The following is an 18,588-nucleotide window of genomic DNA, read 5'->3' on the forward strand; positions in this document are numbered from 1 at the left end:
GTCGAAGACAGTCGACTGCGGGCGCTTCGGTTGTGTCAGGCGTCCTCGGGGGCGCTCAGTCGGCAGCCGTATCTGCCATCAGCCGTGCGACGACCCAGGCCATCGCACGGCTGACGGCATCACGCGATTCGCCGGTGTGATCGAGCATGTCGAATCCGTGTTGTCCGTCGGGTACGTCGGGTACGTCGATGATGTCTAGGTTCGTAGCGTGGGCAGCCTCGACGAAAGCGTTCACCCCCGAGACGAATTCGGGGCGATCGCGGCCCACACGTGTGAGCAGAATCGGCAGTGCTCCCGAATCCGATACGGCGAGAGTGGAATCGAATCGCGGCTCGACCCCCCATTCAGGGAGGGTCTGCAGCACCGGGTATGTCGATGCGAGACAGGTCAACCACGCCGGAGGGTGTTTCAACCAGTCGGCAGCGAGCAGCCCGCTCTCGGAAAAGAACCACAGCGCAACTCGATTGGGATCCACTCCGGGGAGTTGTCGAACCTGGTCGACTCCGATGGCGATCTCATCGGCAGCCGCAGCACACTCGGCCAGCGAGGACATGTGATGTTCGAGTACGACACCGACGACACCTGCTGCCGCAGCGATGGATCCGTATCCCACGAAAACCGGTTGATCTCGGGGTCGCCATTCGACGCCCGGCGGACGCGGACCACCGTGGACGAAGACAACAGCGGGCCGAGGAGCGTCTTCGCCGGGTGCCGTGTCGGGTGCCCGATATACGTCGAACGATGGTGCGCTGGAATCGGTCGAGTGCCCAGGCGTCACGCTTCACCTCACGACCCGGGTTGTGCGGCGATTCGCCTCGCTGCCTCCACGACAAAGCGTCGACGTGCCGCCCGTGCCTGCTGGTCGTTGGGTCCAGCACCGGTGATCATTTCGGCGAGCTGCGGGACGGTCTGCCACCAGGCGGCCAGCGCGATCAGCGTGAACACCAAGTGCGCAGGATCGATCTCCGAATCGATGAGGCCGTGTCGCTGGGCGTCGGCGAAACGCGCCACCTTCTCTCGGTAGTGCGTCGTGCGCACCTCCGCGTGAGCCGGCGGGCCAGGCTGGAGACCCTCCCACTGCAGCAGGCGGCCCAGTTCGGGATGAGATGCGTGATAGTCGAACGTCGCTCCGGCGAATTCGCCGATGTCGTCCAAGTCGACCCCTGTGAGTTCGACGCCGGTCGCAAGGCGCTCCAACTCGGTTGCCAGGACGAGGTCCCAGAGAGCCTTCTTGTCGCCGAAGTAGCTGTAGAGCCTCTCCTTGTTGACGCCTGATCGAGTTGCGATGGATGCGACGGTCGTGCCCTCGAACCCGTGAGCTGCGAATTCCACCAGCGCGGCATCACGGAGTCGACGCCGTGTCCCGTCCGTGTCCCAGGCCATCCGCCGAGATTACCAACTTCTGAGTTGGAATTTCCCCGCGCTCGAGAGGTAGCATTCCAACTACATCGTTGGAGTTGGAGAGTAAACATGAACGTCGTCGACAGTCTTCCCGCAGAAATCCGATCGCCCGCGCCGAACTCGGTGGCTCTGGTGACGGGAGGGAACAGTGGCATCGGTCTCGAGACGGCGCGGCAGCTACTGGCTCTCGGCGTGAACGTATGGATCGGAGCGCGGGATCTCGACAAGGGGCAACGCGCAGCCGCAGAACTGGGCTCGGGCGCGCGCGTCGTGCAGCTCGATGTCACGGACCCGTCTTCGGTCGCCGCAGCCGTGCAGCAGGTCGGCGAACTGGACATACTCGTGAACAACGCCGGGGTGAACCCAGGCAACGACGACGTCGTCGGCACCACGCTCGAGCAGTTGCGTACTGCGTACGAGACCAACGTCTTCGGTCTCATCTCCGTCACTCAGGGATTTCTCCCTGCGTTGCACAGGTCCGCGCACCCACGCATCGTCAACGTGTCCAGCGGAACCGGATCCCTGACCTGGAACAGCAGCCCGAACCCACAGTTCGACTGGGAACGAGTGAAGGGCGGCGGCGTGGCCTACCGAAGCTCGAAGACAGCCGTCAACGCCGTCACGCTGCTGACCGCTCAGACCCTCGGCGAGAAGGTCAAGGTCAACGCCCTGGCACCCGGGCTGCGCCACACCAACCTCGTCGCGGGCATGTCGGCGGGCGGAGACCCGGCCGAGGCGGCTACGGGAGTGGTCCGTCTCGCCCTCCTCGCCGACGACGGCCCCACGGGAGCCCTGTGGTCGTGGGACGGTACGCGCGTGCCCTGGTGACGGAGTGCGCAGCCGTGCAGTTTCAGGAACGTCACCAGCGAGCGAGTACTCGCAGTGATTCCGGTGTGCCCGAATAGTGGTTGATGTCGGTACGCCCGTCGATTCCGGGAATCGTGCCACGGTCGGTGAACTGCCAGAAAAGCCAGTCGGTCCAGCCGCCGGGCAGCGGCCCCAGCTCGTCGTCGTAGTCGGCGATCCACAGCGGATAGTTGTTGAACTCGTGGGTGTCGGCCATCGCCGTCCGCCAGAAGTTGGGATAGGTGTAGATGATCGGCTGACGTCCGGTCAGCGTCTGGACGGTATCGAGGTACCGGTGCGTCCAATCGATCACCTCGGCCGGCGACCTGCCCTTGGCATCTTCGAGGTCGAGCACCGGCGGCAGATCGCCCGGTCCGTTGATGCCCAACACCAGTGCCGAGTAGTACGCGGCCTGCAGCTCGGGTGACAACGTCACATCGGCGTAGTGGTACGCCCCGCGCGCCACGTTCGCCGTGCGCATGACGATGGAATCCTCGACGAAGTACGGGTTGACGTAATCCAGCCCCTCGGTGGCCTTGACCATCGCGAAGCCGTGGCCCGCAGCCTTGACGGCATGCCAGTCGATCGCGGTGCCGTCGATGTGTTGCCACGACGAGACGTCCGGACCCTGCGGAACAGCGGACGCGATGCCGGGCGCAGCGCAGGCGATGACGCCGACGGAGAACAATCCGAACAGGGCACGCAGCGTGCGGGAGAAGACCACCCGGGTGAGGTTAGGGGCCCGGACCTGGGCACTCAATGGTGAACAGTCACTAATGCGTTCTGTCCACAGACGTGATTGAGTCGTCGGTGATGAGACGTGGGTAACACTCACGCTGCCGATGGCGACATACCCAGAGTCGGCACGAACAAACAAGTCCAATGGAAACACGAACTACATCTCTTGGCTCGGAGGCGCACCCATGACTGTCGTGAACGATCTCTCGCATCTGGCTCTCACGGAGCTCGACCCGTCCGACTACGCGGTGCCGACAATCGCACCGATCCGAACCACCGGACACCTCGACCCCGTGTTCTGCATCCACCCCTTGGTGGGTCTGGTCGATTGCTACGCGGGCCTGACCGCTCACGTGGACGACGACCGCCCCATCTACGGCGTCCAGGTACCCGCGTCCGGTGAGCGCGCGGAATCCCTCGCGGCACTGGCGGCGCAGTACGCCGACGACATCGTTCGCATCCAGACCGACGGCGCCGTCCACCTCCTCGGCATGTCGTTCGGTGGAGTTCTCGCTCACGCCATCGCCGTCGAACTGCAGAATCGGGGCGTCACGGTCGGCGCACTGACGCTGCTCGACAGCGACCCTGTCCGGGCCCGCGCCGAGGGTGCCGATCTCCTCGCCGCCATGGGTGACGAGATCGATCGCAGCCATGTCGAAGAACTGCTCGCCGTCGCCTCGCACAACGACGAACTCGTTCAGCGCCACCTACCCGGCATATACTTCGGCGACATCCTGGCCGTCTCGTCCCTGGGGACCGACTCCGGTTCCGCATGGCATCCCTTCGTCTGCGGCACCGTCGCCAAGTACCTCGTGCCCGACGCCACCTCGTTCGACGTCGTCGGCCCGTTGGTCGACAGCTACCTCAGCTGATCTCGCGCTACCCCAGCCAGTCCAGTACGGCCGCGGCCGTCCACGATTGCTGCATGCTGCCGAGCGGCTTGCCGGTGAACGGTTCGTAGTACTCGGCGAAGCTGCCGTCGCTGGCCTGGCGCAAGCCTTCGTCGCGCAACGACAGTGACCGCTCGGACCACCCACGACGCGCGAATGCCCACGAGAACAGCCACGTCATCACCGGCCACACCGGCCCGCGCCAGTACTCACGGGCACGGAAATCCTTCGAGACGGGCGACGTGGACGGCGGAACCGCGTACCGCAGATCCGGGTGACCGCAGAATCTCGTGCCCTCGAAGATCCGAAGCAGATTGCGTTCCTGCTCGCGGGGCAGGCCGCCACACAGCAACGGCGCGAACATCGCGATGGTCTCGGTGCCGATCCACTGGCCCGTCCGCAGATCGAAGTCGCGGGCCCCGCCGGAGCGCGCGTCGGTCGTCGCAATCACTCCCTCGCGGAACTTCTCCGCCCACGACCGCAGCTCCCGAACATCGGAGTGGGGACGCGAATGATCCTCGCCGATGGTCGCGAGCACATCGCAGGCCACCGCGAAGATGGCGCTGACGAACACATCCTCGACGGCGAAGCTCATCTTCGTCTTCAATGCGTCGTCGTCGTACCCGACCTGCTTCATCTCCTCCACCAGCCAGATGTAGCGGTCGTACTCGAGATTGCTGGGCCGCTGGGAAGCGTCGCTGATGACCGCCTTGTCCTCCCGGAAGTACGGATCCATTTCTCCCGGAACCACATTCGCGTAGGCCGAATCCCACCGCGGCGAGTTGTCCATCCCCGACTCCCAGCCGTGGAAAACCGCGATTCTTCCGTTGTCGTCGACATCGCGGGCCTGGGCGAGCCACCTGTGCCACCGCACCAGATCACCCCAGCGGCGATCGAGAAACTCCTCGGCGACGGCACGCGTCGTGCGTCCGTGGCGCTTGGAGTGGTCGAGGATGCGCTGCACGGCGATCGCGTGGACCGGCGGTTGGGTGATGCCCGAGGTCTGCGGGCTCATCGGTGCGTGCGACGCGAGCGTGCCGGTGGCCCACCGCGCCGGGCCAGGGAAGTAGCCGTCGACACCGTTGGCGAACACGATGTGCGGGATCATCCCGTTCTTCCACTGTGCGGAGAGCAAGGTGTCCATCTCCACCACGGCCCGCTCCACGCTCAGCGGGGCCAGTCCGACGGAGACGAACGCCGCATCCCAGCTCCACATGTGCGGATACAGCCGCGGAGCCGCACTGGTCATGGTGCCCAGGTCGTTGCCCCTGAGCAGATATGCCGCGCGCGCTGCCAGCTGCGTGGAAGTGAAACCTCGATCGCCCATGCAGACAGTTTGCGTGCACAGGCGACATTCCGCTCGTTTGAAATTGCGGACCGAACCTGTCCTCGATCGCTCCTACTGTGAACATCACCAACCACCAGGAGGAACAATGACCACCGAGAACACCGACATCGTGAAGATGCTCGACGAACAACGCGCCAATTTTCACATCACCGTCCGCGGAATCACCGAGGAGCAGGCGCGCACCCGCACCACCACGAGCGAGTTGACCCTCGGCGGGCTGCTGCATCACGTGATCAGCAACGAACGGCACTGGATGAAGGTGATCGCCGACCTGGACGAGAACGCGGAATTCGACATGGCCAGCGCCGGCGGCGAATACGTCATGGCCGAGAACGAAACCGTCGCGGGGTTGATCGCCGAATGGGACGAGGTGGCGGCCTCCACCTCGGCTGCGCTCGAGACGTTGGACCTCGACCTGTCGGTCCCGGTGCCGACGGCACCCTGGGCACCCGAACGCATCTGGCAGAGCGCACGATTCACGGTGCTGCACATTCTGCGCGAGATCTCCCAGCACGCGGGACACGCGGACATCATTCGTGAAGAACTCGACGGAGCGAACACCACCCGGACCTGGGCAGCCGAAGCCGGTATGAGCTTTTGAGTAACCTGCTTTCATGACTCGTACTGCGTTGGTGACCGGAGCAAGCCGTGGCCTCGGGGCCCACATCGCCCGACTGCTCGCCCCGGATCACCACGTCCTGCTCGGCGGACGATCGGCCGAGTCTCTCGAGCCGATCGCGTCGGAACTGGCAGGAGCTACCCCGTGGCCGGTGGAACTGACCGATCCCGACGCGGTTGCGGCGGCCGCGTCGGGCATCGATTCTCTGGATGTGTTGGTGCACAACGCCGGAGTCGCGGCGCTGGGGACGGTCGAGGAGTCGACGGCCGATGATTGGCGTCGGCAGTACGAGGTGAACGTCATCGCCGTCGTCGAGCTGACTCGATTGCTCCTTCCGGCGCTGCGAAAGGCGAACGGCCATGTGGTGCTGATCAATTCGGGTGCGGGTATTCGCGCGAACCCCGGGTGGGGCGGCTACGCGGCGAGCAAGTTCGCGCTCCGGGCCTTCGGAGATGCACTACGGCAGGAAGAACCGTCGCTACGCGTGACCTCGCTGCATCCCGGACGCATCGACACCGAAATGCAGCAGGAGATCGTCGCGCACGAGGGTGGGGAGTACGACGGCTCGAAGTTCCTGCAGCCCAGTACCGTTGCCCGTGCGGTACGCAATGCCATCGATACGCCTGCCGACGCACATCCCACAGAAGTGGTGCTGCGCACCAGGTGAGCGAAAGTCCCCTCGGTCGTTGGGCAGGCTCCACTCCGGCCTCGTAGTGGGGGTCGAGTTTCCGCTCACAACAGAGGGTTCGGCGTGAGTCTGGTAGTTCGTTGGCCAGACGACTTGCGTGGGCCCCTCGGCTACGCACGTTGCCTGCAATCAACCCCGCCGACCTTCGTCGCTCAGAGGTCGTCGAGTTTCACTATGCCGTCTTGCAGGGCCCTGGCGACGAGTGCCGCCTTGGTCGGCGCTGCCCGACCGATGCGGGAGTATTTGTCTCGAATTCGTGTCAGGTGGGTGTTGACGGTTCCCAGGGCGATGTGGAGGCGCGCACCGACTTCGACCTTGGAGTCGCAGTCCAACCAGACTTTCAGGACTGCAACTTCACGCTTGGTCAGTCCGGGTGACGCGTACGTCGGCGCTGGTCGTCGGCCCTGGACTCGCCCCGATGCAAGAGTGGAACGGGTGACGGGCGGCCTCGGGCCGAGAGGGTTGCGCACTGTCCCGGGCACTGCGACGCGCGTCTGGACTTGGGGTCGACGATCGATCAACACCATGGGGTCCTCCTCGAGATACCGGCCTTGAGGCCGATGAGTATCCGACCACGGCCCGCGAACCCCCTGCAACACAAACCAATTCGAGAACAAGATCGATTCGAGTGTTACGACTACACAGACATGTAGTTAGAACTAAACACTGCGAGCTCGGCCACTGGATTGCTATGGTTCGTGATCCATTCAGGTGCTGTGAAGTCCAGTGAAGGCGGTTGACGTTGAACCCTAGGCCCGTCCCGCGTGAACAATTTCTCCACGCCGGATACCGGCTCCTGAACGACGTGGACATGACCGACCTCGCCCGGTCGCTGTCCATCTCGGCGGTGGTCGACGGTGCCGGGCTGTCGCATCAAACGTTCCACAACACCTACCCCGGCAACTCCCGCAGCGGAGGTTCCGGCGGCAAAGAAGCGTTCGTGGCGGATCTTCTCGACAACCTCACCGTGAATTACACCGGCACGACGCCCATCGACCCGCCTGCCGGGCTGCGAGACGCGGCCGCGCCGGTGTCCGCCCTGTTCGAGGACCTGACCTCCGGCCTGATGCGTCGGCGCCTGGTCGCCACCCTGCTCGCCAGCGACCACGACGGGGCGCGCAAAGCCGTCACCCCCGAATTCGAGCGCCTGGACGCCGACCTGCGCACCATGGTGGGTCGGGCCATCCAAGCTCAGGGCGGGTCCGTGCGTCGGCCGCTGTCGTTGACGTCCCTGTCCACTGCCCTGGGCGCACTTCTCGACGGCTACGCTCTTCGCGAGATGCTCACGCCCGGTTCCGTTGCCACGAGCGAGGTAGCCGAGGCAGTCACCTCGATCCTGCGCTGGGCCGTCGACCCAGTGCATTCCGATCGGAACTCGACCGAACCCGACCCCGTCGACGTGCTCGACGATGCCGCGTCCCTCCGCCCCGATCTGGAGGCCGACGTCATCGCGGCCACGGAAGCGCTCTTCCTCGACAACGGATACTTCCTGGTGACGCTCGCCGACATCGCCGCAGCAGCAAAAATTCGAGTCGAGGATCTCCGACGCCTGTTTCCCAGCAAGGTAGACATCATCGTCGCCGCACTGAAACCCGAGTTCGATCGCGTCCTACGGCTGCGCCGAGCCGACGAACGCCTCGGCGTCGAGCCCGCAATCGCTCTGCAGCGCACGTTGATTGCGGTGGGCGAGTTCGTGATCGACAACCGCGCGATGAGCACAGGGATGCTCCTCGCGCTCAGCTTCGAGCAGTTCCAACAGCCGAGCACGATCACGACCGTGATGGAGAACCTGTACCTACCTGCCGCCGTCGTCCCCATCCTCGAACGCGGTCGCGAAACCGGCGTGTTCAGCGACGAGGCACCGACGATCGAGGCGGCAGTCATGCTGACCAACAACGTGCTGTTCCGATGCTTGACGCGGCCGACCGAATCGGCAATCGACGTTGCCGACGGCGTTCTCCGACTACTCATGCCCGGCATCTCGACCAGGACGCCCTGACGTCACCCGGCCCGAGGGTTCGTCTCAGGTCTAGAACTTGGTCTGCGAAAGTCCTACGGTTGTTTCATGGCACTGTCGAAGGCAGAACGCGAAGAATTTCTGGCCGAACCTCACATCGCCGCGCTGTCCGTCGCTGCAGGCCCTGATCGTGGTCCGTTGACTGTCCCCATCTGGTACGACTACACCCCCGGTGCCCAGGCGTGGGTCCTCACCGGGAAGACGTCCAGGAAGGCCGAATCGATCAGAGCTGCAGGTCGATTCACGCTGATGGTCGAGCAGTCGGACCCGAGGATCAGGTACGTCTCGGTCGACGGATCCGTTGCGCGGGAACAGCCGAGTACACCGGAGTTACTGCGCACCATGGCAGCGCGCTATCTGCCGCCGGAGAAGGTCGACGGCTACCTCGAGATGGCCGACAGTGAGCACGAAGAGAACGTGGTGTTCTACCTGCAGCCGGAGCATTGGCTGTCGGCCGATCTGGGCGCGATCTGACAGAACCACCCGGGTTCTACGGAGTCGGTGCCAGGCTGTTTCCGGGCGGCATGGTTCCGCAGTTGCTCCGCGTCGGCCCACCGGAGAACCGCTCGGTCAGGAATTGCAGACTCTGGGCCTCGAATGCCGGAAAGGCTTCGCTGTGCGACAAGCCGTCGTACTGCGCGTACTGCACATCGACGCCCCGGCCGCAGTATTCGTACGCCAGTCCCTGTACGTCCGCGGTGATCATGACGGAATCGCCGATCGGATCGGCTTGCCCCACAGCCAGGAACATCGGCGTCCGCGGAGTGCCTTGGCTACCCATGATGTTGTCGTCGATCGCCGCCACCACCTCGGGTACGTCGAGCATGGAGGTGTACGGAGCCTTGACCATCGACGCGTCGGTGAGCGTCGGGTAGTCGTCGGCGAACTGGGCGATGCACTCCTGATCGACCTGATCGATCACCTGGCGACCGTAGTCGGAGATGAAATCGTCCAGGTCGAGACCGTAGGCGCGTTGGTAGGCGACGATGAGAGCCGGAATGACGCCCGCCCACTCCTTGCTTCCGCTGACGTACGGCAGGTTGTGAGCCAGGTCGACGGGCAGCCCGCCGGCCGCCGCTCCGACGAGGTTCAGCTCGGGTGCGTACTCGGGGGCAATCTCGGCACCCCACTGCGTCGGGACGGAGCCTCCGGAGTATCCGACCATACCGACGGGCGTGTTCGACGGAAGCTGCAGAAAAGACTGTGCCGCGCGAACGCCGTCCAGAGCTGCGTAGCCCGACTGCCGTCCGATCGTCCACTCGAGTTGCTCGCCCTCGTAATCCGGCACGACGACGGTGTAACCGGCTGCGAGATAACCGGCAATGACCACCTGTTCCGCGCCGGCAATAGGACTCGTGGACCCGCCGCTGAGGGTGTACGAGGGGTTGCACTGGGACCCGAGGGCGTCGTATGCCATGTGGTACGACACGATTCGCGTCGGGCCGGGGATCAGGGGCCGCAGCACCGTGGCGACCGTGACGACGGATTCGCCCTGCTGGTCGGTAGTTCTGTACAGAACCTGGCTACCGGTGACCGGCGTCGGCTGGTTCGGCGTTCGGAACGTCATGGGCCTCGACCGAAGCACCGTTCCCGGGGAGACGTCCAGCCCGCCGTCCCAATCGTAGAACGGATCGTCGGCCGGAATCGGTGAGCCGGGCCCCGGATCTGCTTGTGCAACAGGCACACTCACGAGTGTGACGGATCCCAGAACCAGGACGACGGAGGCCACCAGCCTCACCACGAATCCTTTACCGACCTGTGACATGGAACAAATTAAAGCCCCGAGCTCGAAGTTATGGACGGAAATCGCCAGATTTTCATCCACAACTTCGAGTTCGGCGGGGGCTACTTCAGGACGATGTTCACCATTCGACCCGGGATCACGATGATCTTGGTCGGGGCCTTGCCGTCGAGCAGGGCCACGATCTTCTCGTCGGCCAGTGCAGTCTTCTCGACGTCGTCCTTGGTCGCATCGGCGGGGACGGTGATGCGGCTGCGTACCTTGCCGTTGACCTGAATGGGGTAGTCGACGGTATCGGCGACGAGCCACTTCTTCTCCACGCGCGGGAAGGGACCGTGTGCCAGCGACTTCTCGTGGCCGAGCTTGCTCCACAGTTCCTCGGACAGGTGCGGAGCCAGCGGAGCGAGCATCAGGATCAGCGGCTCGACGACCCCACGCGGAGCACCGTCGGGGTACGCCTTGGTGATGTGGTTGGTCAGCTCGATGAGCTTGGCACCGGCCGTATTGTCGCGCAGCGCAGCGTAATCCGCGTGCACACCATCGATCACCCGGTTGAGCACGCGCAGTGTGTCCTCGGTGGGCTTGTCGTCGGTGACGCGGACCTCGCCGGTCACCTCATCGAGTACCAGTCGCCACACCCGCTGCAGGAACCGCTGCGCGCCGACGACGTCCTTGGTCGCCCACGGCCGCGACGTGTCCAGCGGGCCCATCGACATCTCGTAGAAGCGCAGGGTGTCGGCGCCGTACTCGGCGAAGATCTCGTCGGGGGAGACCGAGTTCTTCAGAGACTTACCCATTTTGCCGTACTCACGGTTGACGGGCTGGTCCTGATGGAAGTAGCCGCCGTCGCGCTCGATCACCTCGGCCGCGGGTACGTAGACGCCGCGGGCATCGGTGTAGGCGAAGGCCTGGATGTAGCCCTGGTTGTACAGGCGACGGTACGGCTCGCTCGAGCTGACATGGCCGAGATCGAACAACACCTTGTGCCAGAAGCGCGAGTACAGCAGGTGCAGCACCGCATGCTCGACGCCACCGACGTAGAGATCGACCCCGCCGGGATCGTTGGGTCCGTGGATCTCCGGACGCGGCCCGACCCAGTACTTCTCGTTCTCCGGGTCCGCGAAGGCCTCGGAGTTGGTGGGGTCGATGTAGCGCAGCTGGTACCAGGAACTGCCGGCCCACTGCGGCATGACGTTGGTGTCGCGGGTGTAGGTCTGCAGCCCGTCGCCCAGATCCAGTTCGACGTTCACCCATTCGGCCGCCTTGGCCAGCGGCGGGGACGGCTCGGAGCCGGCGTCGTCCGGATCGAACGAGACCGGTGCATAGTTCTCGACCTCCGGGAGTTCGACCGGCAGAGCAGAATCCGGCAATCCGTGCGGGTTGCCCTCGGAGTCCCAGACGATCGGGAACGGCTCGCCCCAGTAGCGCTGGCGAGCGAACAGCCAGTCGCGCAGCTTGTACTGAATGGTGCCGCGGCCGGTGCCGTCGGCTTCCAACCGCGCGATGACGGCGGCCTTGGCCTCGTCCACCGGCAGACCGTCGAGGAAGTCGGAGTTCACCACGGCACCGTCGCCGACGTACGCGGCCTCGGTGACGTCTCCGCCCGAAATGACCTCGCGCACCGGTAGACCGAATGCCGTGGCGAACTCCCAGTCGCGGGCATCGTGTCCGGGTACGGCCATGATCGCGCCGGTGCCGTAGCCCGTCAGCACGTAATCGGCGATGAACACCGGCACCTGCTCACCGTTGACCGGGTTGCTCACGTAGGCGCCGATGAAGACGCCGGTCTTCTCCTTGTTCTCCTGCCGCTCCAGATCTGACTTGGCGGCAATCGAAGCGCGATATGCCGCAACGGCTTCCGCGGGAGTAGCGGCTCCGCCGGTCCACTTCTCGGACACGTCGGAAGGCCACTCGGGAGCAACCAACCCGTCGACCAGTTCGTGCTCGGGGGCGAGCACCACGTAGGTGGCACCGAACAGCGTGTCCGGGCGGGTGGTGAACACCTCGATGTTCGAGAACGAGACCTGCGCACCGCGGGATCGCCCGATCCAATTGCGCTGCATGGTCTTGACCTTCTCGGGCCAATCCAGGTACTCGAGGTCGTCGACCAGGCGGTCGGAGTACGCGGTGATTCGCATCATCCACTGCCGCAGGTTCTTTCGGAACACCGGGAAGTTGCCGCGATCGCTGCGTCCGTCGGCGGTGACCTCCTCGTTGGCGAGCACCGTACCCAGACCGGGGCACCAGTTGACCATCGAGTTGGACTCGTACACCAGACGGAACCCGTCGATCACCTCACGGCGCTCACCGACGGTCAGCGATTCCCAGGAGCGGCCGTCGTCCAAAGACCGCTCACCCGAGGCGAACGCCGCCTCCAGTTCCGAGATGGGCCTGGCCTTACCGAGGTCCGCGTCGAACCACGAGTTGAAGATCTGCAGGAAGATCCACTGTGTCCAGTGGTAGAAGTCGACGTCCGTCGTCGCCAAGGACCGTCGGCGATCGTGCCCGAGACCCAGCCGACGCAACTGGCGTCGCATGTTGGTGATGTTGTTCTCGGTGGTGCTGCGCGGGTGCGTGCCCGTCTGCACGGCGTACTGCTCGGCCGGCAGACCGAACGCGTCGTAGCCCAGCGCATGCAGCACGTTGCGACCCTGCATGCGGTGATACCGCGCGAACACGTCGGTGGCGATGTAGCCGAGGGGGTGGCCGACATGCAGGCCACTGCCCGACGGATACGGGAACATGTCCTGAACGAACAGCTTGTCCTTCGGGACGTCTCCGGCGAGGGTTCCGACCGGGTTGGGAGCGTCGAAAGTGCCCTGTGTCTCCCACAGGTCCTGCCACTGCTCCTCGATGTGCCCGGCGAGTTCGGCTGTGTAGCGGTACTCGGGGGCGGACTCGGTGGGTGCTTCAACGGAATCGGTCACACCTACCAGCCTAAAGTGTGATGCGGCCCGCCTGGTACCAGGACCTCGCTGCGCCGTATCCTGGCCAGGTGGTCATCGTCTCGGTTGTGTTGTTCGTGCTCGCGCTCGTCGTCGGCGCTGTCGCTGCCATGTCGCTGCTGGGTCGGCTCCCACGCAACCGCTTCGCCGGTGTCCGCACCGCCGAGGCCATGCGTGACGACGAGACGTTCACCCTCGCCAATCGCGTCGCCGGTCCCACGACAGCCGCATCGGCGCTGGTACTGGCCATCGGCGCAGTGGCCGCCCTCGCACTGAACGGCATCGCCGCCGTCGTCGGCGTCGTCGTTGCCCTCGTGGCCGCGCTGTTCATCGCCGCAGCCGGCGGATCCATCGGGGCCCGCGCAGCAGCGGCCGTTCCGCCACCCGCCGAGGCGGACGGATGCGGAAGCTCGTGCATCTCGTGCAGCCTCAAGGACGCCTGCCAGCCGAGCTGAGCGGATGAAGGCGAAGGCACTACGCACGTTCGACCCGGCCGGGGTCGTGTTCGGCGTTGCCGTCCCCCTTGTCGTCGCCGCACTCGGACTCGTCCTGGCCTACCTGTGGCAAGGCCGTCTGCCCGAGCAGGTCGCCACTCACTTCAGCGGCACCGAACCGGACGACTTCTCCAATCCACTCTCCAACGCCTGGACCCTCGCGATCGTGATCGTGCTGGTCGGCGGTGGGTGCAGTGCCGTCGCGTCGTTGACTCGGGTGCTGCTGATCATGCGTCGAACCATGCTGGTCATCGGGCTGACCGTCGTCGGAACGATCGGTGTTCTGCAGATCGCGACCCTCGTCCGAGAACTGGACATGGCGTCCGAACGGAGCGTGACCATCCCCGGCTGGGCTATCGCGGTGGGAACCGTCGTCGGATTCGCGGCCGGGTTGTTCGGTGCGTCCAGGCTGCGTGACTACCGCGAACGCGTCGACGCCACATCACCGCCGCACGCAGATCTTCCGCGCTGCAGCCCGGAGTTGCCGCTGGTGGTCCGCGTCGGAGCCAGCCGGGTCGCCGGCATCACCGTCGTGGCAGTCTCCCTGGCCGGCGCCGCTCTGACGTGCTGGCTGTCCGGCTCACTGTGGCCGATCTTCCTGTTCGCCCCACTGACGATTCTGATTGTGTCGCTCCTGCGCTTCACCGTGCACATCGACAGCGACGGCCTCTTCGTCTCGAGCCTGGGCATGGCGGCATTCGACTACGACATCGACGAGATCACCGGCGCCTCGGTGCGGGCGGTCGATCCGTCGAAGGAGTTCGGGGGCTGGGGTCTTCGGGCCAAGGGACGCGGGAACTACGCCGTCGCCACCGACGCCGGTCCCGCGGCCTTCGTCACCTTCGCCAACGGGGATCGGCTCACCATCGGATCTGTGCACGCCGAGAAGATCGCGGGCACGCTCAACACCCTGACCGCCCGCAGTCGCAACGCCACGGTGGATTAAGTTAGCCAAGTGAAGTTGTTGCGGGATACCGTGCTGGATCCCTTCCTGTTGGGCATCTTCGCGGTCGCAGCGCTGGCGAGCCTGTTCCCGGCCACCGGCACAGCGGAGGACGTCCTGGGCTGGGTGACGCGCATCGCCATTGCTCTGTTGTTCCTCATTTACGGCGCTCGACTCTCGCCGCGCGACGCCTGGAACGGCGTCAAGCACTGGCGGCTGCACGCGGTGATCCTGGCGTGCACGTATCTGCTGTTCCCGGCACTCGGGCTGGCCCTGCGGATTCTCGTCCCCGGCGTGATCAGCGACGACCTCTACACCGGAATGCTGTTCCTCTGCCTGGTCCCGTCGACCGTGCAGTCCTCGATCGCCTTCACCTCCATCGCCCGCGGCAACGTCGCCGGTGCCGTGGTGAGCGCCTCGTTCTCCAACATCATCGGAGTGTTCGTCACCCCACTGCTCGTGATCGCCCTGATGACCACGACCGGTTCCGTGACCATCGACCCCAGCTCGGTACTCGACATCGCCCTGCAACTGCTGCTTCCGTTCGCCGTCGGTCAGTTGATCCGGCCCTGGGTGACAGGCTGGCTCACCCGGCACAGCGCGCCGACGAAGCTCGTCGACCGTGGTTCGATCCTGCTGGTCGTGTTCGCCGCGTTCAGCGAATCCATGAACCAGAACGTGTGGTCCTCGGTGCCGGTGTGGCGCATCGGCATCGTCGTCGCAGTGTGCGCTGCGTTGCTCGCCGTGGTGCTGGCGATCACCTGGTACGGAGGCAAGTGGCTGGGCTTCGCTTTCGAGGATCGGGTGGTGCTGCTGTTCTGCGGATCCAAGAAGAGCCTGGCCAGCGGGCTGCCGATGGCCGCAGTCCTGTTCGTCGGCCAACCCGTCGGACTGATCGTGCTGCCGCTGTTGATCTTCCATCAGATTCAGCTGATGGTGTGCACCGTGATCGCCCAGCATCTCGCGCGACGACCGCAATCGGAACAGAGCCCGGTGGGCAGCGTCGCGGACTAGATTGGGTGTCACTCGAGCCGATCACGGGAGAAGACGATGACCAGGAAAATCCATGCCGACGGTATTGTCTCTGCGGCCTACACCGGCCGCCTCGCCACCAATCCCGTACCCGCACTGAGGCTTCCCGAGGAACAGCTCGATCCCGACGCCGCCTACCGCTTCATCCACGACGAACTGATGCTCGACGGCAGCTCGCGCCTGAATCTGGCGACGTTCGTCACCACCTGGATGGATCCACAGGCCGAGAAGCTCATGGCCGAGACGTTCGACAAGAACATGATCGACAAGGACGAGTACCCGTCCACTGCCGCCATCGAGGAACGCTGCGTCAACATCGTCGCGGACCTGTTCCACGCCCCCGGACTCGACCGGGAGGACCCGTCGTCGGCCACCGGGGTCTCGACCATCGGCTCCAGTGAGGCCGTCATGTTGGCCGGCTTGGCACTCAAGTGGCGCTGGCGAGCGAGGGGAGCAGGTACCGGCACTCCGAACCTGGTGCTCGGCAGCAATGTTCAGGTGGTGTGGGAGAAGTTCTGCCGCTACTTCGACGTGGAGCCCAAGTACCTGCCCGTCGAGCGCGGACGCTACGTCATCACCCCGGAACAGGTTCGAGATGCAGTGGACGAGAACACCATCGGCGTCGTCGCGATCCTCGGCACCACGTTCACCGGAGAACTCGAACCGGTGCAGGAGATCTGCGCTGCACTGGACGAGATCGCGGGTAGCGGCGGGCCCGACGTACCGGTTCACGTCGATGCAGCCAGTGGCGGATTCGTCGTACCGTTCCTGTACCCGGAACTGGAATGGGATTTCCGATTGCCTCGGGTCAAGTCCATCAACGCCAGCGGCCACAAGTACGGACTGACCTATCCGGGAATCGGATTCGCCGTCTGGCGAACCAAGGAAGACCTGCCCGAGGACCTCGTGTTCCGCGTCAACTACCTCGGCGGAGACATGCCTACGTTCACGTTGAACTTCTCCCGGCCGGGCAATCAGGTGATCGGGCAGTACTACAACTTCCTGCGCCTCGGTAGATCCGGCTACACCGACATCATGAAAGCGCTGCGCGACACCGCAGTTCGCGTCAGCCGACACCTCGCCAAACACCCCGACATCGAGGTCGTCACCGACGGCTCGGCGATCCCGGTCCTGTCGTTCATGCTGAAGGACCACTGCGAGTTCACCGTCTTCGACGTCTCCCACGAACTACGCGCCCGCGGCTGGCAGGTGCCGGCATACACGATGCCCGACAACGCAACCGACGTCGCCGTGCTCAGAGTCGTAGTGCGAGAGGGTTTCAGCGCGGACCTGGGCCGAATGCTGTGCATCGCCATCGACGAGGTGCTCGCCGGCTTGAAGTCAGGTGGACACTCGAGCGCGCAGGCCTTCGCTCACTGAGCGCTGCGCGCATGTGAGCGGAAACTCGACCCCTGCTACGAGGTTTCGCTCACGTGCGGCGCAGCCGCTCTAGTTGCGGTCGACGTCGATCGGATGAGATGCCAGCAGCGCCAACGGCATCGGCTGCCTGCGCAGTACATGCGCCCACAGGTCGATCCGCGGCGGACCGATCACGTCGGATGCCAAGGCCGACAACACGATCCAGTCGTCACGGTCGAGTTCACCTTCGAGTTGCCCGAACGTCCAGCCCGAGTATCCGGCGAAGATGCGCACGCCCTCGACGAGTGGGGCGATGTCGGCAGGATCGGAATCGAGATCGACCATCACCACTCGGCCGTCAACACGGCGCAGACCGGGAACACCGTCGATCGACACACCGGTCCGCAGCGTCGCCAGGCACAGAGCCGAATCGCGCTTGACCGGGCCACCGACGTACAGCGCCTGCGGTTTGGCTGCCAGCTCGGACCAGTTGGGCAGTACGTTCTGCACCGCCGTCTCGCTGGGACGGTTGATCACGACACCGAGGCTGCCCGCATCGTTGTGTTCGATGATGTAGATGACGGTGCGCCGAAACGTGGGCTCGACGAGTTCGATGGACGACACCAACAGACTGCCGGGACGGACATCGCGCAAGGCCGATGCCGTCTGGTCCTCGGGTTCCTCCGCATGCGCTGCCACGCTAGTCATTGTGGCACCGCCCACCGCCGGATGTGGCGCAAGCGATACGGCCAGTCCTCATGGGTCGTTCCGCAGGCTCCACTCCCGCCCTTGTTACCTACTCGAGCCCGGCGACCTTCGTCAACAATCCCAACTGGTACTCGAACAACGCGTCCCTGCTGGAGAACGTCGTGGCACCGTACTGATCGAACACATCGAAGCTGATGGCCCCGAACAGCGACGCCCACACCATGACGCCCAGTGCGATCAGCCCGTCGGGCAGATCCATCTCCATCTGCGCACGGATGTCCTCGAAGCTGCCGTGCAGTGACGCCAGCTCGGGCGGGTCGGTCTCGACGTCCGGTCGACGTGTCTGCCACGCCGAATTCAGGACGGCCACCAGGGTGGTGATCACCCGGGTGCCCGGCCCGGTGGTCTGCTCCGCAGGGGCGTGATACCCGGGCACCGGGCTGCCGAACAGCAACGCGTAGCGCGCCGGCTCCCGCAGACCCCACTGCCGGACCGTCCGGCCGAGAGCCAAGAACTTCTCCTTGGGTCCGTCGGCCGCGTCCACCGCTGCGTCGACGGTGTCTCCGAGCTCGGTGTATCCGTCGACGACGAGCAGCGTCAGCAGCTCGTCGCGGCTGGCGACGTATCGGTAGACGGCCGAGGAGACCACACCGAGGTCCCGCGCGACAGCGCGCAACGACAGGGCCGCGGCGCCGTCGGCGGCCAGGTGTTCGCGTCCGATCCGCGTGATATCGGCCAGGGTCTGGGCGCGGGCTCGGGTGCGGGGAGTGCTCGCCATGGCTGCCACTGTAACTGCTGCTCTTTTCAGAGAGCAGTGCT

19 protein-coding genes are annotated in these 18,588 nt (G+C 65.0%); 10 read left to right on the forward strand and 9 right to left on the reverse strand.

Translation table 11 applies throughout. From position 1 onward, the window contains the following. Window positions 1-55 precede the first annotated feature (55 nt). Both CH291_RS09615 and CH291_RS09620 read right to left on the reverse strand, forming a co-directional pair. Window positions 56-778: an alpha/beta hydrolase family protein gene (locus CH291_RS09615; protein ID WP_094687330.1), complete on the reverse strand. Its 723-nt coding sequence runs from the start codon at window positions 776-778 to the stop codon at window positions 56-58. An 8-nt stretch (window positions 779-786) separates the two neighbouring features. Further along, complete coding sequence (locus tag CH291_RS09620) at window positions 787-1,383, reverse strand: TetR family transcriptional regulator (RefSeq protein ID WP_068047591.1); 597 nt, start codon at window positions 1,381-1,383, stop codon at window positions 787-789. An 87-nt stretch (window positions 1,384-1,470) separates the two neighbouring features. Between CH291_RS09620 and CH291_RS09625 the strand changes: the two genes are divergently transcribed. Further along, window positions 1,471-2,229 carry an SDR family NAD(P)-dependent oxidoreductase gene (locus CH291_RS09625; RefSeq protein ID WP_094687331.1) on the forward strand — a complete coding sequence of 253 codons (759 nt, stop codon included), beginning with the start codon at window positions 1,471-1,473 and terminating at the stop codon, window positions 2,227-2,229. Between the two features lie 31 nt (window positions 2,230-2,260). Here CH291_RS09625 and CH291_RS09630 read toward each other — a convergent pair whose 3' ends face one another. Further along, entirely contained in the window at window positions 2,261-2,971 is a 711-nt protein-coding gene (locus tag CH291_RS09630) for a glycoside hydrolase family 25 protein (protein ID WP_094687332.1), read from the reverse strand. A 199-nt stretch (window positions 2,972-3,170) separates the two neighbouring features. Here CH291_RS09630 and CH291_RS09635 point away from each other — a divergent pair, with 199 nt between their 5' ends. Further along, window positions 3,171-3,857 (forward strand): thioesterase domain-containing protein, encoded by a 687-nt coding sequence (locus tag CH291_RS09635; RefSeq protein WP_068047600.1) that lies wholly within the window; start codon window positions 3,171-3,173, stop codon window positions 3,855-3,857. Window positions 3,858-3,864: 7 nt separating this feature from the next. Here CH291_RS09635 and ggh read toward each other — a convergent pair whose 3' ends face one another. Then, window positions 3,865-5,202 carry a glucosylglycerate hydrolase gene (gene ggh, locus CH291_RS09640; protein ID WP_094687333.1) on the reverse strand — a complete coding sequence of 446 codons (1,338 nt, stop codon included), beginning with the start codon at window positions 5,200-5,202 and terminating at the stop codon, window positions 3,865-3,867. A 106-nt stretch (window positions 5,203-5,308) separates the two neighbouring features. Here ggh and CH291_RS09645 point away from each other — a divergent pair, with 106 nt between their 5' ends. Further along, a complete protein-coding gene (locus CH291_RS09645) occupies window positions 5,309-5,824 on the forward strand; it encodes a DinB family protein (RefSeq protein WP_094638386.1) in 516 nt (171 codons plus the stop codon). A gap of 13 nt (window positions 5,825-5,837) precedes the next feature. Continuing rightward, complete coding sequence (locus tag CH291_RS09650; RefSeq protein ID WP_094638387.1) at window positions 5,838-6,509, forward strand: SDR family oxidoreductase; 672 nt, start codon at window positions 5,838-5,840, stop codon at window positions 6,507-6,509. A gap of 173 nt (window positions 6,510-6,682) precedes the next feature. Here the strand turns inward: CH291_RS09650 and CH291_RS27325 are convergent, their stop codons facing one another. Then, window positions 6,683-7,057, reverse strand: a complete 375-nt coding sequence (locus CH291_RS27325) for a LuxR C-terminal-related transcriptional regulator (RefSeq protein WP_094687334.1) — start codon at window positions 7,055-7,057, stop codon at window positions 6,683-6,685. A gap of 284 nt (window positions 7,058-7,341) precedes the next feature. Here CH291_RS27325 and CH291_RS09660 point away from each other — a divergent pair, with 284 nt between their 5' ends. After that, window positions 7,342-8,529, forward strand: a complete 1,188-nt coding sequence (locus tag CH291_RS09660; RefSeq protein WP_143545906.1) for a TetR/AcrR family transcriptional regulator — start codon at window positions 7,342-7,344, stop codon at window positions 8,527-8,529. Window positions 8,530-8,595: 66 nt separating this feature from the next. After that, window positions 8,596-9,021, forward strand: coding sequence for a pyridoxamine 5'-phosphate oxidase family protein (locus CH291_RS09665; protein WP_094687336.1), 426 nt, complete (start codon window positions 8,596-8,598; stop codon window positions 9,019-9,021). Window positions 9,022-9,037: 16 nt separating this feature from the next. Here CH291_RS09665 and CH291_RS09670 read toward each other — a convergent pair whose 3' ends face one another. Both CH291_RS09670 and leuS read right to left on the reverse strand, forming a co-directional pair. Then, complete coding sequence (locus CH291_RS09670) at window positions 9,038-10,312, reverse strand: lipase family protein (RefSeq protein ID WP_094687337.1); 1,275 nt, start codon at window positions 10,310-10,312, stop codon at window positions 9,038-9,040. Between the two features lie 80 nt (window positions 10,313-10,392). Then, window positions 10,393-13,215: a leucine--tRNA ligase gene (gene leuS / locus CH291_RS09675; protein WP_094687338.1), complete on the reverse strand. Its 2,823-nt coding sequence runs from the start codon at window positions 13,213-13,215 to the stop codon at window positions 10,393-10,395. A 68-nt stretch (window positions 13,216-13,283) separates the two neighbouring features. On the opposite strand from leuS, the gene CH291_RS09680 reads away from it, so the two are divergent. From CH291_RS09680 to CH291_RS09695, 4 genes are read left to right on the forward strand one after another with little or no spacing between them, the layout of a single operon-like run. After that, window positions 13,284-13,688: an SdpI family protein gene (locus CH291_RS09680; RefSeq protein ID WP_068047655.1), complete on the forward strand. Its 405-nt coding sequence runs from the start codon at window positions 13,284-13,286 to the stop codon at window positions 13,686-13,688. 4 nt (window positions 13,689-13,692) lie between these two features. After that, window positions 13,693-14,673: a DUF1648 domain-containing protein gene (locus CH291_RS09685; protein ID WP_094687339.1), complete on the forward strand. Its 981-nt coding sequence runs from the start codon at window positions 13,693-13,695 to the stop codon at window positions 14,671-14,673. A 9-nt stretch (window positions 14,674-14,682) separates the two neighbouring features. After that, window positions 14,683-15,684 (forward strand): bile acid:sodium symporter family protein, encoded by a 1,002-nt coding sequence (locus tag CH291_RS09690; protein ID WP_094687340.1) that lies wholly within the window; start codon window positions 14,683-14,685, stop codon window positions 15,682-15,684. A 36-nt stretch (window positions 15,685-15,720) separates the two neighbouring features. Next, window positions 15,721-17,082, forward strand: coding sequence for a glutamate decarboxylase (locus tag CH291_RS09695; protein ID WP_094687341.1), 1,362 nt, complete (start codon window positions 15,721-15,723; stop codon window positions 17,080-17,082). A 69-nt stretch (window positions 17,083-17,151) separates the two neighbouring features. Here the strand turns inward: CH291_RS09695 and CH291_RS09700 are convergent, their stop codons facing one another. Together CH291_RS09700 and CH291_RS09705 are read right to left on the reverse strand one after the other, a co-directional pair. Further along, complete coding sequence (locus CH291_RS09700) at window positions 17,152-17,769, reverse strand: YqgE/AlgH family protein (RefSeq protein ID WP_068047637.1); 618 nt, start codon at window positions 17,767-17,769, stop codon at window positions 17,152-17,154. A gap of 88 nt (window positions 17,770-17,857) precedes the next feature. Continuing rightward, window positions 17,858-18,547, reverse strand: a complete 690-nt coding sequence (locus tag CH291_RS09705) for a TetR/AcrR family transcriptional regulator (protein ID WP_094638394.1) — start codon at window positions 18,545-18,547, stop codon at window positions 17,858-17,860. Between the last annotated feature and the right edge of the window lie 41 nt (window positions 18,548-18,588).

It is taken from the genome of Rhodococcus sp. 14-1411-2a, assembly GCF_002259485.1.
Taxonomy (GTDB): Bacteria; Actinomycetota; Actinomycetes; order Mycobacteriales; family Mycobacteriaceae; genus Rhodococcoides.